Source organism: Labrenzia sp. THAF191a, from assembly GCF_009363335.1.
GTDB lineage: Bacteria > Pseudomonadota > Alphaproteobacteria > Rhizobiales > Stappiaceae > Roseibium > Roseibium algicola.
Genome location: NZ_CP045333.1, coordinates 2,626,609 through 2,640,521, shown reverse-complemented (window position 1 = coordinate 2,640,521; position 13,913 = coordinate 2,626,609). Strand labels below are relative to the sequence as shown.

At 61.4% G+C, this 13,913-nt stretch carries 13 protein-coding genes; 8 read left to right on the top strand and 5 right to left on the bottom strand.

Going from position 1 to position 13,913, the window contains the following annotated elements:
* The first annotated feature begins 14 nt into the window (after window positions 1–14).
* The 5 genes from FIV05_RS12085 to FIV05_RS12065 all read left to right on the top strand — a co-directional run bounded on the left by FIV05_RS12085 (window position 15) and on the right by FIV05_RS12065 (window position 4,519).
* The gene (locus tag FIV05_RS12085) at window positions 15–1,010 is read left to right on the top strand and encodes an ABC transporter substrate-binding protein (RefSeq protein WP_209009957.1); all 996 of its coding nucleotides are present in this window, start codon (window positions 15–17) and stop codon (window positions 1,008–1,010) included.
* A 63-nt stretch (window positions 1,011–1,073) separates the two neighbouring features.
* Window positions 1,074–1,877, top strand: a complete 804-nt coding sequence (locus FIV05_RS12080; RefSeq protein ID WP_152509708.1) for an ABC transporter permease — start codon at window positions 1,074–1,076, stop codon at window positions 1,875–1,877.
* Window position 1,878: 1 nt separating this feature from the next.
* Entirely contained in the window at window positions 1,879–2,670 is a 792-nt protein-coding gene (locus FIV05_RS12075) for an ABC transporter permease subunit (protein ID WP_023003146.1), read from the top strand.
* Window positions 2,667–3,710 carry an ABC transporter ATP-binding protein gene (locus FIV05_RS12070; RefSeq protein WP_152509707.1) on the top strand — a complete coding sequence of 348 codons (1,044 nt, stop codon included), beginning with the start codon at window positions 2,667–2,669 and terminating at the stop codon, window positions 3,708–3,710. The genes FIV05_RS12075 and FIV05_RS12070 overlap by 4 nt, the downstream gene beginning before the upstream one ends.
* On the top strand, window positions 3,707–4,519 hold the full coding sequence (locus tag FIV05_RS12065) for a phosphodiesterase (protein ID WP_152509706.1): 813 nt from the start codon (window positions 3,707–3,709) through the stop codon (window positions 4,517–4,519). Before FIV05_RS12070 ends, FIV05_RS12065 begins: the two co-directional genes overlap by 4 nt.
* A 40-nt stretch (window positions 4,520–4,559) precedes the next feature.
* Here the strand turns inward: FIV05_RS12065 and FIV05_RS12060 are convergent, their stop codons facing one another.
* Genes FIV05_RS12060 through FIV05_RS12050 form a run of 3 tightly spaced genes read right to left on the bottom strand, consistent with a single transcriptional unit; the run spans window position 4,560 to window position 7,691 of the window.
* Entirely contained in the window at window positions 4,560–5,633 is a 1,074-nt protein-coding gene (locus FIV05_RS12060) for an extracellular solute-binding protein (protein WP_286202287.1), read from the bottom strand.
* Window positions 5,630–7,027 carry a sensor histidine kinase gene (locus FIV05_RS12055; protein WP_152509705.1) on the bottom strand — a complete coding sequence of 466 codons (1,398 nt, stop codon included), beginning with the start codon at window positions 7,025–7,027 and terminating at the stop codon, window positions 5,630–5,632. Before FIV05_RS12055 ends, FIV05_RS12060 begins: the two co-directional genes overlap by 4 nt.
* Window positions 7,020–7,691 (bottom strand): response regulator transcription factor, encoded by a 672-nt coding sequence (locus tag FIV05_RS12050; RefSeq protein WP_023003141.1) that lies wholly within the window; start codon window positions 7,689–7,691, stop codon window positions 7,020–7,022. Before FIV05_RS12050 ends, FIV05_RS12055 begins: the two co-directional genes overlap by 8 nt.
* 192 nt (window positions 7,692–7,883) lie before the next feature.
* Here FIV05_RS12050 and FIV05_RS12045 point away from each other — a divergent pair, with 192 nt between their 5' ends.
* The 3 genes from FIV05_RS12045 (at window position 7,884) to FIV05_RS12035 (ending at window position 11,130) form a co-directional block, all read left to right on the top strand.
* Window positions 7,884–8,873 (top strand): tripartite tricarboxylate transporter substrate-binding protein, encoded by a 990-nt coding sequence (locus FIV05_RS12045; protein ID WP_152509704.1) that lies wholly within the window; start codon window positions 7,884–7,886, stop codon window positions 8,871–8,873.
* A 271-nt stretch (window positions 8,874–9,144) separates the two neighbouring features.
* Window positions 9,145–9,576 (top strand): tripartite tricarboxylate transporter TctB family protein, encoded by a 432-nt coding sequence (locus FIV05_RS12040; RefSeq protein WP_055656205.1) that lies wholly within the window; start codon window positions 9,145–9,147, stop codon window positions 9,574–9,576.
* A 12-nt stretch (window positions 9,577–9,588) separates the two neighbouring features.
* The gene (locus tag FIV05_RS12035; RefSeq protein ID WP_152509703.1) at window positions 9,589–11,130 is read left to right on the top strand and encodes a tripartite tricarboxylate transporter permease; all 1,542 of its coding nucleotides are present in this window, start codon (window positions 9,589–9,591) and stop codon (window positions 11,128–11,130) included.
* 174 nt (window positions 11,131–11,304) lie between these two features.
* Here FIV05_RS12035 and FIV05_RS12030 read toward each other — a convergent pair whose 3' ends face one another.
* Window positions 11,305–12,879: an ABC transporter substrate-binding protein gene (locus tag FIV05_RS12030; RefSeq protein WP_152509702.1), complete on the bottom strand. Its 1,575-nt coding sequence runs from the start codon at window positions 12,877–12,879 to the stop codon at window positions 11,305–11,307.
* A gap of 190 nt (window positions 12,880–13,069) precedes the next feature.
* Window positions 13,070–13,825: a class II aldolase and adducin N-terminal domain-containing protein gene (locus tag FIV05_RS12025; protein ID WP_152509701.1), complete on the bottom strand. Its 756-nt coding sequence runs from the start codon at window positions 13,823–13,825 to the stop codon at window positions 13,070–13,072.
* Between the last annotated feature and the right edge of the window lie 88 nt (window positions 13,826–13,913).

The following is a 13,913-nucleotide window of genomic DNA, read 5'->3' as shown; positions in this document are numbered from 1 at the left end:
CAGGAGTCACTGACATGAAACGTACACTTTTCGCATTGGCCATGACAATGGCGGCCGTCGTGCCGGCAAAGGCAGAAGATGCCATTTGCTATAACTGCCCGCCGCAATGGGCCGACTGGGCATCGATGCTGGAAGCCATCAATGAGAAGCTCGGCATTGCCATGCCGCATGACAACAAGAATTCCGGCCAGACCCTCAGCCAGCTTCTGGCCGAGAAGGCCGCGCCGGTCGCCGACGTTGCCTATTACGGCGTGACCACTGGCATCAAGGCCGGCAACGAAGGTGTCGTCACCGCCTATAAGCCGGCCGGTTTCGATGACATCCCCGAAGGCCTGAAGGACCCGGAAGGCAAGTGGTTTGCCGTTCACTACGGCACCCTCGGCATGTTCGTGAATGTCGACGCGCTCGGCGGCGCACCGGTGCCGCAGTGCTTCGCCGATCTGAAGAAGCCGGAATACCGCGGCATGGTCGGCTACCTTGATCCGTCTTCCGCCTTTGTCGGCTATGCGGGAGCGGTTGCCGTCAACCTGGCATTCGGCGGTGATCTGGAAAACTTCGATCCGGCCATCAGCTACTTCAAGGAACTGGCCGAAAACGATCCGATCGTTCCCAAGCAGACCTCTTTCGCGCGCGTCGTGTCCGGCGAAATCCCGATCCTCTTCGACTATGACTTCAACGCCTATCGCGGCAAATACGAAGAAGACGGCAACTTCGAATTCGTGCTGCCGTGCGAAGGTTCCGTGCGCGTTCCCTACGTGATGAGCCTGGTGGCAGGCGCACCGCATGAAGAAGCCGGCAAGAAGGTTCTGGACTTCATCCTTTCCGACGAAGGCCAGGCGATCTGGACCAATGCCTACCTGCAGCCGTCCCGCCCGGTGGAACTGCCGGCCGAAGTCGCCGCGAAGTTCCTGCCTGCAAGCGACTACGAGCGCGCGGTTGCCGTCGATTATGCCCACATGGAACGCGCCCAGGCCGGTTTCGGCGAGCGTTACCTGAACGAAGTCAAATAAAATTCTGACCTTGCGGGCCGGAGCGCATCGGCGTTCCGGCCCGTTTTCCCGAAGGCATTCTTCATGTCCGACAGAACATTCGTGACCGCCTGCCTTGTACCGCTGGCGGTATTCGCCCTCGCTTTTCTGGCTCTGCCGCTGGTGCGCCTGGTTCAGGCTTCCTTTGAATCGGAAGTCGGCTGGCACATCTACCTGCAGATCCTGCAAACGCCTCGATATCTTGAAACGCTGATCAACACGGTGCTCGTGTCACTGGCGGTCAGCCTTTCCGCGCTCGCTCTGGCGACCACCGCCGGCCTGTTCCTGGCGCGAAACCGGTTCATCGGACGCGGCCTGCTGCTCTCCGTCCTGACCCTGCCGCTGGCCTTTCCGGGCGTCGTCATCGGCTTCCTGATCATCCTCCTGGGAGGACGCCAGGGGCTGTTCAACCAGCTATTGCCCGGGCACATCGTGTTCGCCTATTCGCTGACAGGCCTCTTTCTCGGCTATCTCTATTTTTCCATCCCGCGCGTCCTGCTGACGGTGATGGCCGCCGTTGAAAAACTCGACCCCGCACTGGAAGAAGCCGCCCGCACCCTGGGCGCATCGCCGTGGCGCATTGTCATCGACGTGATCCTGCCCGGTCTTGCCCCGTCCCTCGTTGCCGCCGGTGCAATCGCCTTTGCCACTGCCATGGGAGCCTTCGGAACCGCCTTCACGCTGGCCACCAATATCGATGTCCTGCCGATGGTGATCTATACCGAATTCACCCTGTCGGCGAACATCGCCATGGCGTCAGCCCTGTCCGTTCTGCTGGGCCTTGTGACCTGGGCCCTGCTTTACATCGCCCGCAGTTTTGCGGGAACAACGGTTGCGGCGGGAGGCTGACGTGAAAAGATCACTCGCCTGGTGGCTGCAATGCGCGGTCACGCTTGTTATCGCCGCCTTTCTGCTGGTCCCGGCCATCCAGTCGATCCTGGCCGGGGTAACAGCCAACTACTTCCGCGGTCTTTCCTCTGGCCTGACCCTGAAATGGATCGGGCGGGTCTGGGAGTTATATTCCGCCAGCATCTTCCTGTCGCTCTGGCTCGCGATAGCCTGCCTTGCCGTCACGCTGGTGATCGGCGTTCCGGCGGCCTACGCCCTTGCCAGGAATCCCGGACGCCTGTCGCGCCTGCTGGAAGAGTTCATCTCGTTGCCGCTCGCCATTCCCGGCCTCGCACTGGCGCTCGCGCTCTTGCAGCTTTACGGGACCTTGTCCGGGTTCCGCACGTCCTGGACCTTCATCCTCGTCGGCCATGTTCTCTACACGCTGCCGTTCATGGTGCGATCGGTTCTCGCCGTTCTGATGGCCATGGATTTCCGCAGCCTTGAAGAAAGCGCGGCGACACTTGGCGCGTCTGCCTTCACGCGGTTTCGAACGGTGATCATCCCCAATGCCATGCCGGGCATCCTGGCTGGTGCCCTGACCGTGGTGACGCTCTCCATCGGCGAATTCAACCTCACCTGGATGTTGCACACGCCTTATCTGAAAACCCTGCCCGTCGGCCTTGCCGACAGCTATGCCTCCATGCGGCTGGAGGTCGCCTCCGCCTACACGCTCGTCTTCTTCGCGATGATCGTACCGCTGTTGATGGCAATGCAATGGGCCTCCGCCAGAGCGCAAAGGATCGCTCAATGACCCTGACAATCGAAAACGCCGCCAAGACCTTTGCCGATGGCACGCGGGCCCTGTGCCCGACCAACCTGACAGTCGGTCCCGGCGAAATCCTGTCGCTGCTAGGTCCCTCCGGCTGTGGCAAGACGACCCTGCTGCGCATCATTGCCGGACTGGAGCGCCCCGATGCGGGCAGCCGGATCCGGTTCGACGAGATCGACGTGACCGGACTTGCCGTGGAACATCGCAATGTCGGCATGGTGTTTCAGTCCTATGCGCTCTTTCCCAACATGAGCGTGCGCGCGAATGTCGGCTACGGCCTGAAGGTTAGAAAAGTGCCGGCGGCAGAACGCCGGCAACGTGTGGACGAGGTGCTGAGCCTGTGCCGCCTTACCGACTACGCCGACCGGCCGACACATGCCCTTTCGGGCGGCCAGCGCCAACGCGTCGCCCTGGCACGGGCCGTGGCACCGCGCCCGAAAATCCTGCTACTGGACGAACCCCTGTCCGCGCTGGACGCCGCCTTGCGCGACAACCTGCGTGACGAACTGGCCGCAATGCTGCGGCAATTCCAGATCACGGCTGTTTTCGTCACCCACGACCAGAGCGAGGCGATGGCGATCGCGGACCGGATCGCGGTGATGTCGAGCGGAACCATGCTTCAGGTCGGCCGGCCAGAAGAGCTGTACCACACTCCGGCCAATGCCTTCGTCGCCCGGTTCATCGGCAACGCCATGCCATTGACCGGACACATGGAAAACGATGTATTGCAACTGCCTGGCGGACAGTTGAAGCTTCCCGCTGGCGCCGCCGGCAAAACAGCTTACATACGGTCGGAAAACGTCCGGCTAGACCAGACAGGATCCTTGTCGGGAACGGTGGAAACCGTCACGTTCTCCGGCGGTCATTTCCGTCTCGCCGTGGGCGGCGTCCTTCCGGATGCCGGCCTTCTCTATCTTCAGCACCCGGGCAGGACAGCCCCTGAACCCGGCAGCACCGTGCGCCTCACCATTGATCCCTCCGACCTCATCTTCCTTGCAGACCAGACATCGACCCATTCATGACCAAGATCATTCAGATTTCAGACACCCACATTGTTCCCGAAGGAGCACTCGCCTACGGACAGGTCGACACGGCCGCGGCCCTTGCCGAAACGGTCGCCACAATCAACCGCCTGCTGCCGCAGATCGGTCCAGTCGACCTCGTGATCGTTACAGGCGACCTGACCGAACATGGAACGCCGGAAGAATACGACCGGTTCAAGATGCTGATGGCGGACCTCGACCTGCCCTACAGGGTGCTGCCGGGCAACCACGACCGGCGCGAGCCGATGCGGGAGAGCTTCGCAGACGCACAGTGGATGCCCCGCACCGGCCCCCTGGACTGGCAGATCGATTTTGAAGACTTTGCCGTTGTCGGGCTCGACAGCCTTACCGAAAGCGCAGCGCATGGCACACTTGAACCGGCAACCCTGTCCTTCCTGACAGACGCGCTCTCCGGTCTTGGCGACAAACCCGCGATCGTCGGTTTTCATCATCCTCCCTTTGCCGTGGGGATCAAGGCGATGGACGCGCAGAACCTGCACGACGCAGACAGCCTGGGCACTGCCCTCTCCCTTCATTCCGGGCAGGTTCGGCTTGTCTGCGGCCATCTGCACCGCTCCATCGCCGGGCTCTTTTCCGGCAGCCTGTGTCAGGTCTGCCCCGGCACCTCGCATGCGGTCACGCTGGACCAGCGCGCAAACGCCGGCAACAGCCTGACCAAGGAACCTGGCGGGATGCTGCTGCACGAATGGCGTGACGATGGTTTCCTGACCCACCTCATTCCGGTCGGCGCCTTTCCGGGGCCTTATCCCTTCCTGGGTGTTTCCTGAGGACCTGAAACGGGCGTCATGCAACGCGCCTGCCGGTGCCTCATGGCCCGGGAAACGTCGACCGCCATCGGCGCAAAAAGGTTTCCCGGGTCAGGGCATCCAGCGCAACCATGAGCGCAGGGGAGAGACCGATCGGCCGCAGGGCTGTCGAACTCAGGACTTCGCCTTCGTTGCCATCCTCCGTTTCCAGAAGCGGGCTGATCAGCAATGCGGTCCGAAGTGCAAGCGTGCCTTCCGAGGACAAGAGAAAATCCAGGAACGCCTCGGCCTCGGCTTCGTTGTTTGCCTGCTTCGGGATCATGAAGGTGCGCGACAGGACCAGTGTGTAGTCGGACGGCAGCACGATGCCGATCCGGTCGTCGTTGAGCTGATAGCCCTGGGCGTAGGAGCCAAGCACGTTGTAGGCGATCAGATAGCGCCCCTCGGCAACACCCTTGATGATGTCGACCGAGCAACAGGTGGAAATCGCCTGTGAGCGGCCGAAGGATTCCTGCAGCGCGCCGAAGGTGGTTGCTTCCTGTGCGTCGGCAAAAGCAAACAGATACCCGAGCCCCGACTGCTCGATGTCATAGGTCGCGACCCGCCCTGCATAAGGCGTGCCGGAAGGCCGAAGGAGATCGAGCAGGTCGAAGCGGGTCTGCGGAATATCCTCCACGGGCACCAGCTCGCGGTTATAGACGATCACCGCGGGCTCGCGGGTGATGCCCCACAATTCGTCGCGCCAGCGAAGGGCCTCCGGCAACTGTTCGGTCAACCGTGAGCGGTAGGACGCTGCGCAGGCTTCGTTGACCAGCTGCACCATCTGGTGAACACCGGAGCTGATGACGATGTCGGCACCTGGAACGCCGTCGCGGCAGTCCCTGCGGGACAGGCGGTAGAGCTCGTTCGATCCCCATTGCTCGTAGCGCACCTGCAGGCCTGGCCGGGTGCGTAGGAAGCTTTCGACCACGGGACCGAAGATCGAAATATCCGTCGTGGAGCGCACCACCAGCACACGGTTGGTGGTCTCCGGTCCGAAAATCTCCACCAGCTCCTGTGCCGAAACAGCCCTGCCGGTGGCAAGCAGCATCACGACTGCAGCCAGGCACTTCAGCAGATAGGCGAGCCGCTTCATGCCCGCCCCTCCGGTACGGCTGCAAACACAAGGGCAGCGCGAAAACGCGCCCCACCGGTCTTTTCCAGGCGCAATTCGCCATCGTAGGAAAGGGCGACGGAATGCGCGATCGCAAGACCGAGGCCGGAACTGCTTTGCCGCGACAGCGCGCCCTTGTTGAAACGGGACCCCAGTTCGGCAAGAACCCCATCCACCGGTCCACCACCCGCATCTTCCACCCAGATACTGGCCCGCCCGCCTTGCAGCGAAGCCCCGACCCGCACCGGCGAGCGGCCGTATTTGAGCGCGTTGTTCAGGAGGTTCTTCAAGGCTTCCTTCAGCGATTGCACATCCGCCAGCACTTCGACAGGGTCTTCGCCGATATCCAGAATCACGTCGAATTCCGGATTGAGGACCGCGTGGTCGCCTTCCTCGAAAACGTCGAGGGCAATGTCGCGCAAGTCCACCTTCTCCCGTCTGGCGCTGTCGCCGCGATGGATCACCAGTGCCTGGCTCAGAAGCTGGTCGAGCAGACGGCCGAGGCTTGCCGTTCGGGTCTGTATCCTCTCGACGATCTTTTCCTTGCGGGAAAGTTCCGGCTCGTCGGTGAAGAGATCCGCCTGGGCCCTGAGGGCAGCAACAGGCGTCCTGAGCTGATGCGCGGTGTCGGAGATCAGATGCCGCATGGAGTTCATCTGCCGGTCGAGCCGGGCCATGAAACCGTTGAGGGCATTGATCATCACCGCGGTTTCCCGTGGCACCGAGGTGTCGAGCGGTGTCAGGTCGTGGGGGTCCCGTGCCGAGAGACCGCCGGCGATCCGTTCCAGCGGCTGCAGCACCGAGCGGACGACGACGACCGACAACAGCACCATTGCCAGCCCGGAGGTTGCAAGCACGTAGAGCGCCTTGCGGGTGATGTCATAGGCCATGTCGTTACGCGCCCGCAGGGTCTGGCCGACGACCACCTTGATCGTGCCGTTGAGCGTACGCTCGGCAAACCGGCGCGAGACCACGGCAAAACGGGCTGGCTCTCCAAAGAACGAACCGTCGAAAAACCCTTCCCGGAAATCGCGCCGGCCTGTCGGCAGGGTGATTTCATCATAGCCGGTCAGCGTCACACCCTCCGGGCCGATAATGCGATAGCCGATCCTGTCGTCGGGGGCGAGTGCCAGCAACTCGAACGCCGACACCGGCAACTCGATGACGGGCCTGTCGTCCTGAACGGTGATCGACGAGGCGATGCCTGTCGCCGCGCCCAGGAGCAACCGGTCGTAGGCGCTTCTGGCCGCTTCCCGGCCATAGGCGAATGCCGCGATGGAAACGATCACCCCGCCAAAGATCAGCAGAAAGGCAATCCCGAAGGCAACACGTGCGGTGAGCGAGGTAGACGCCAGCCTGCGGATGAGATCAGTCATCGACTTCCAGCTTGTAACCAAGCCCTCTCTGGGTCTCGATCCTGACAGATCCGCCCGAGAGTTTCTTGCGCAGCCGCGCAACATATAGCTCCAGCGCGTTCATGCTGACGTCGGTGTCCTGGAAACTGAACACCCCTTCGAACAGACGTTCCTTGCTGACGGTCTTGCCGCGATTGCGGACCAGGATCTCCAGCAGCGAGAATTCGCGCCGGGTCAGATTGATCGGGCTGTCGCCCTGACGCACGACCCGCGCCGAAGCATTGAACGTGAGGCTGCCGAGCGTCAGTTCCTCGGCCTTGTCGCCCTGTTCGCGTCGATAGAGTGCGCGGATGCGGGCTTCCAGCTCGCGGTGGTCGAACGGCTTGACCAGGTAATCATCGGCCCCGGAATTGAGCGAGGATACCCTGTCGTCGACGGAAAATTCCGCCGTTAGCATCAGCACCGGCGTGCGCTCGCCCCGAGACCTGATCTCTTTCAGCAGCTCGGTGCCCAGGCCATCCGGCAAATTGATATCAAGAACGATCACGTCGTAATGCTGAACGTTGACGCAGGCCCTTGCCTCTTCCAGCGACTTTGCCAGATCGCAGGCAATGCCAGACCGGTCCAGCCGGATCATGATCGCCTCCGCCATGTCAAACGTGTCTTCAACGAGCAAAAGGCGCAAAGATTCGTTCCTCCCGCCCCCAGTCTTGCCCCGCAAATTCGCTGCTTGCAAGCAATGTGCCCCCTGGTGACAGGTTGATGACAGGGTTTGACGCTAGGCTCTCCTCACGTCCGTTGGGAGGACCCGCTTTAACGCGGCACAACGGATACCAGGGGCTCACCAAAAGCCTTGCACATGTGGAGGAAACACAACATGGCATTCAAAACGACCCGCCTTCTGCTGGCGGCCGCATTCCTTGGCGCATCCGCTTTCGGCGCAACAGCTGCCGATTTCACGCCGGAAAACCCGGAGTGCATCGCACCGGCCAACCCGGGTGGTGGCTGGGACTTCACCTGCCGCCAGGTCGGCAAGACCCTTCAGGACCTGAAGCTTCTCGACAAGACCATGCAGGTTGTGAACCTGGCTGGCGGCGGCGGCGGTGTGGCCTATGCTGAAGTCGTCAACAAGCGCGGCGACGACAACGACCTCATCGTTGCAGCTTCCTCGGCAACCGCAACCCGCCTTGCCCAGGGCGCCTTCCCGGGCAACACCATGGACCAGGTTCGCTGGGTGGCTTCCGTTGGTGCTGACTACGGCGTGATCGCCGTTGCGGCCGACAGCCCGATCAACACCCTGCCGGAACTTCTCGACCAGATGAAATCCGACCCGACGTCCGTGTCCGTTGCCGGCGGTTCCGCTGTTGGTGGCTGGGATCACCTGAAGGTTCTGATCGCTGCAAACGCTTACGGCATCGAAGACGTCCGCACCGTGAAATACATCGCTTTCGACGGTGGTGGCGAAGCCGTGACCCAGCTTCTGGCCGGTTCCGTCCAGGCTTTCACCGGTGACATTTCCGAAGCCAAGGGCTTTGTCGACAGTGGCGACATCAAGGTGATCGCTGTTCTGGCACCTGAGCGTCTGTCCGGCGAATTCGCCGACTTCCCGACGGCAAAGGAACAGGGTGTCGATGCGATCGGCGCAAACTGGCGCGGCTTCTACGCACCGGGCAACATGTCCGACGACGCCTATAACGCATGGGTGTCCAAGATCTCCGATCTGTACGCAAGCGAAGAATGGAAAGGCATCATGGCTGCAAACGGTCTGGCTCCGCTCGACCTGCAGGGTGCCGAGTTCCAGGAATTCGTTGCCAACTCGGTTCAGCAGATCCAGGACATCTCCAAAGAAATCGGCATCATCAAATAAGAATGCCGTCAGTCCGACTGGAGGGGGCGCAGTCCATGTGCCCCCTTCTTTTTCAGGACGCGTCCGAACGCGGGCAATATCCGGTTTACCGCACGCAGCTTTGAGACTGACAGCGTAACGCCGGAAGTATGTCTGCCTGATCATTGTCCGCCCGATTGGGCAAAGTGGATTGTCGGCGGACACAGTGGCACACTTCGGGTGCCAACAAACAACAGAACACATAAGGGGCGGCCGCCGGACTTGGGGAGGAGCCGCTATTAGGAAGGTATCCATGAGCGACCGCATCTTTGGCGCGGTCGGGCTACTTCTCGCGCTGGGATATGCCTGGGCCGCTCTTGTCATCGAAGAAAGCTTTCTGTCCGACGCTGTCGGCCCGAAGGCGTTCCCCCTGATCATCGCATCCGTGTTGGGTCTGTCGTCGCTGGCGATTTTCCTGAAACCCGACGTCGCGCCGGAATGGCCGTCGCTGCCGCGTCTCCTTGAAGTCGCCATGGCAGTGCTGGCGATGATCCTCTACGCGATACTTCTGCCGGAAGCCGGCTTCATCATCGCGACAGCCGTTGCCGCTGCCTATCTGACCTGGCGCCTCGGCTCTTCACCGATCGGCTCGCTCATTACAGGTTGCCTGACTTCGCTCGGCATCTATGCGGTCTTCCACCTCGTTCTTGGCCTGTCCCTGGCCAAGGGCCCGTTCGGCTTTTAACGGAGCATCGCCATGGAAACTCTCTCTTCACTGGCCGACGGCTTCGCAATCGCGCTGACCTGGCAGAACCTGATGCTGGCCCTGCTCGGCTGCTTTCTCGGCACCATCATGGGCGCCCTGCCGGGCCTCGGCCCGTCCAACGGCGTCGCCATTCTCATCCCGCTTGCGTTCACGCTCGGTCTCGGTGCCACGCCATCGCTGATCCTGCTGACGTCGGTCTATTACGGCGCCATGTACGGCGGGCGTATCTCGTCAATCCTCTTGAACATTCCCGGTGACGAACCGGCGATGATGACCTGTCTCGACGGTTACCCGATGGCCCAGCAGGGCCGCGCAGGCGAGGCCCTCTCGCTGTCGGGCGTTGCCTCCTTCGTTGGTGCCTTCCTGGCCACCTGGGGCCTGATCCTGCTGGCACCGCAGCTGGTCAAGATCGCGCTTCTGTTCGGTCCGGCGGAATATTTCGCCCTGTTCACCCTGGCCTTCGCCACCCTGGGCGGCGTTGCCTCGACCAACCAGGCCAAGACCGCCTTCGCAGCCGCGCTCGGCATCGGCCTTGCCACCGTCGGTGTCGACACCCAGACAGGCGTGCCGCGTTTCACCTTCGGCGAAGTGCATCTCTACGACGGGATCGACTTCCTGGTTGCCATCGTCGGCCTGTTTGCACTGTCCGAGGTCTTCCTGTTCCTGGAACACCGCCACGGCAATGCCGACGCCAACTCCAGCAAGATTTCCGTCGGCCGGCTGATGCCCAGCTTCTCGCTGCTGAAGTCCTGCACCCCGACCATGCTGCGCACCAGTCTGCTCGGCTTCGTTGCCGGCGTTCTGCCTGGTGCCGGCGCGTCGCTCGGCTCGTTCATATCCTATACGTTCGAGAAGAAACTCGTCGACAAGGAAGGCACCTTCGGCAAGGGCGACCCGCGCGGTGTCGCCGCGCCTGAAGCCGGCAACAACGCCGCAGCGGGCGGCGCGCTGGTGCCGATGCTCGCCCTCGGCGTTCCTGGCTCCGGGACTACGGCCGTGCTGCTGGCGGTTCTGCTGGCGCTCAACATCACCCCGGGCCCGCTGCTGTTCACCCAGCAGCCGGATGTGGTCTGGGGTCTGATTGCGGCCCTGTTCATTGCCAACTTCATGCTGCTGGCCATGAACATTCCGATGATCGGTCTCTTCACCCGCGTCCTGTTGATCCCGCCGCGCATCCTCATGCCCATCGTCGCCATGGTCAGCTTCGTCGGCATCTACGGCATCTCGGGCTCCTCCTTCGACCTTCTGGTCATGGTCGGCTTCGGTGTGCTGGGCTGGGTGCTGCGCAAGCTGGACGTGCCGCTGGTCCCGATCATCCTCGGCACGCTGCTCGGCAACGCAATGGAAAACAACCTGCGCCGCGCGATTACCATCAGCAACGGCGACTGGTTCACCCTGATCGACAGCCCGCTGTCGCTGACCCTGTGGAGCATGGCCATCATCGGCTTCGTCCTGCCGATCATCTTCGGCAAGGTCCTGAAGGCCCGCATGCGTCACATGAAGAAGGACGAAGAGGGCTCGGTCATCGACTGATCGCTGCCAACACCGCAAGAAACGAAAACGCCCTCTCCTTCCGGATGAGGGCGTTTTTTGTTTGCGGACGTCTCACCACCGTCATTCCCGATGGTCCGAAGCGAAGCTGCCACCCAGCGGGAAACCAACGTGCAAGGCGCCAGTCGAAAATGCTTCAGATTTGAGAAGACGAACTCAGCTAAACCACCAGCGCTCCGTAGCGCGCAGACCGTCGAGCGGCCAGTTTGCGGCGACTTTTTCCGGATGACTGACCTTGTCGCTGAGTGCCATCACGTAGCTTGCGAACATGGGGATGATGGTGCCGCCGTCGGTCCTGACGATGTTCTGCATCTCACGATACATATCCGCGCGTTTTGCTTCGTCGAGTTCGGAGCGCGCTTCGCTCAGAAGCCGGTTGAAGCGCTCGTTGTCCCAATAGGTATCGTTCCACGGTGCCCCGGCGGCGTAGGCGAGCGTGAAGGTCGCGTCCTCAGTCGGTCGTCCGGTCCAGTAGACCGCGCAGAACGGCTTCTTCATCCAGACATCGGACCAGTAACCGTCATTGGGCTCGCGCACCGGCTGAATGTTGATACCGGCCGCCTCTGCCTTGCTTGAATAGAGCACCGCTGCATCGACAGCGCCGCCAAAAGCAGCGTCGGAGGCGGAGAGTTGCAGATCCAGTGAGCTGAGCCCCGCCTGTTTCAGATAATATTTCGCCTTGTCCGGGTCATAACCGGTCTGCTCAAGATCGGCTGCGTAGAAGCGGTTGGCCGGGCTGATCGGGTGGTCGTTGCCAACCGAGCCATAGCCAAAGAGGATCTTGTCGACGAGTTCCTGCCGGTCGATGGCGTATTTCAATGCCATGCGGACATTGTTGTCGTTGAAGGGCGCTGCCCGTGTGTCCATGGCGAACGTATAGTGCTGGCCACCGGTCGCCGAAACGATCTGGACGCCCGGCGCGCGCTGGAACAGATGCACCGTCTTCAGATCCACCTGGTCCACGACGTCGACATTTCCGGTCATCAGGGCAGCCTGCCGCGCTGCCGGATCGACAATGGCCATCAGGACAACCGCATCGAAATGGGCACGGTCCGATTTCCAGTAATTCGGATTGCGCGTGAGCTCGGCGATGTAGCCGGGTTTGAAGTTGGTGACTTTGTACGGACCGCACCCGTCACCGCTGGTGGGATCGATCTTGCCATCCGATGACTTCAGGATCGGCAGATGGTAGTCGCTCACCACATAAGGGAAATCGGCGTTGCCTGCATCCAGCGTGAAGACGACGGTATCGGCGTCGCTGGCAATGTCGGTAACCGGTGCAAGGAAGGGTTTGGCAGCCGAACTGCTGTCCGCACCGCGGTGATAGTTGATCGAGGCAACGACATCATCAGGTGTCACGGTACCGCCGCTGTGGAACTCGACACCGCTGCGGATCTTGAACGTCCAGACCTTTGCATCGGGAGACGACGTCCAGCTTTCCGCCACTTCCCCGATGAGGGATCCGTCCGAGGCGATCTCCACCAGGTAGCCGTTGCGGGCAAAGGCGAAGACCTGCGAATAGGTGTTGTCCCAAACTGCCGGATCGTACGTGTCGTTGGTATTGCCCGAGGCAATCCCGAAGCGGATCGTTCCGCCTTTTTTGGGCTGGGCAACGGCCGGCCCGATACCAAGAGACGATACGAGAGCCGTGGCGCCAAGCGCAGCAGTTCCCCCGAGAACGCTTCGCCGTGAGACTGCCAGTCGGTTTTGCGGCGTAAAGGCCTCTCCCATTCCATGGTTCTCCTTGATGAGCGTGATAGGTTTCAGTTCAACTTGTTGGCCGGTACCGACGGCCAGTCGAGAAAACCGGAATTTCGGCAAATTCCGCCCGCCCGGCCCGCTGGTGTCACCATCGGGCCTTGCATGATCTTGTTTCGAGTGTCCGCTGCCTTGCGTCCGCAGCCTCGGGCCGTGCCGGTGCCTAGCTGGCGTAGTTCGAGCCTTCGTCGTCCAGAATGGCTTTCAATTCGGCGAAGTGGTCGTGTCCAAGGCCCGGATAATTTTCAATTTCCTGCGCGGTCTTCTCGGCAATCTCAGGGCTGAGAACGCGCAGTGGTTTTCCGGTCTGCAGTGCCCGGATGTAGGTCTCCGCAGCACGTTCGAAATGATAAAGGCGGTCAAAGGCTTCCGCGACAGTGCTGGCGACGACCAGAACGCCGTGGTTGCCCATGATCAGCACCTTGAACTTCGGGTCGCGAAGCAACATCGCGCAGCGTTCGCCTTCTTCCTCGAAAGCAAGTCCGCCATAGTTCTCGTCAATTGCAAAGCGGCCATAAAAAGTCGCGGTGTTCTGGTCGATCGGCGGCAGAGTGCTGTCGGCAAGGCAGGCCAGAACCGTGGCATGGACCGAATGCACATGCATGACGCAGCGCGCATGTGGGCATTGCCGGTGGATGGCGCCATGCAATCCCCAGGCAGTCGGGTCCGGGGCATTTGGATGTTCCAGCGTTTGCGGGTCATTTGCATCCAGCAAAATCAGGTCGGATGCCCTGATCCGGCTGAAATGCCGCTGGCGGGGGTTCACCAGAAAAGCCGTGCCTTCGTCATTGACGACAAGGCTGAAATGATTGGCGACGGCTTCGTGCATTCCAAGACGCTCGGTCCAGCGGAATGCTGCCGCCAGGTCGATCCGCTCCGCCCAGTGGGTGATGTTCGAATGTTCTGCAACACGCAGCATGCACTGTCTCCCTCGCTTTCTCTTCGACGCTAGGGAGCGCTTTCAACATTGACAAACAATATATTCGATGGCGTTGCATTAATAAAAT

Bases quoted from the DNA above. Each gene is read 5' to 3' on its own strand.
- FIV05_RS12085 (WP_209009957.1), top strand. From the start codon at position 15: ATGAAACGTACACTTTTCGCATTGGCCATGACAATGGCGGCCGTCGTG.
- FIV05_RS12080 (WP_152509708.1), top strand. From the start codon at position 1,074: ATGTCCGACAGAACATTCGTGACCGCCTGCCTTGTACCGCTGGCGGTA.
- FIV05_RS12070 (WP_152509707.1), top strand. From the start codon at position 2,667: ATGACCCTGACAATCGAAAACGCCGCCAAGACCTTTGCCGATGGCACG.
- FIV05_RS12065 (WP_152509706.1), top strand. From the start codon at position 3,707: ATGACCAAGATCATTCAGATTTCAGACACCCACATTGTTCCCGAAGGA.
- FIV05_RS12060 (WP_286202287.1), bottom strand. From the start codon at position 5,633: ATGAAGCGGCTCGCCTATCTGCTGAAGTGCCTGGCTGCAGTCGTGATG.
- FIV05_RS12055 (WP_152509705.1), bottom strand. From the start codon at position 7,027: ATGACTGATCTCATCCGCAGGCTGGCGTCTACCTCGCTCACCGCACGT.
- FIV05_RS12045 (WP_152509704.1), top strand. From the start codon at position 7,884: ATGGCATTCAAAACGACCCGCCTTCTGCTGGCGGCCGCATTCCTTGGC.
- FIV05_RS12040 (WP_055656205.1), top strand. From the start codon at position 9,145: ATGAGCGACCGCATCTTTGGCGCGGTCGGGCTACTTCTCGCGCTGGGA.
- FIV05_RS12035 (WP_152509703.1), top strand. From the start codon at position 9,589: ATGGAAACTCTCTCTTCACTGGCCGACGGCTTCGCAATCGCGCTGACC.
- FIV05_RS12030 (WP_152509702.1), bottom strand. From the start codon at position 12,879: ATGGGAGAGGCCTTTACGCCGCAAAACCGACTGGCAGTCTCACGGCGA.
- FIV05_RS12025 (WP_152509701.1), bottom strand. From the start codon at position 13,825: ATGCTGCGTGTTGCAGAACATTCGAACATCACCCACTGGGCGGAGCGG.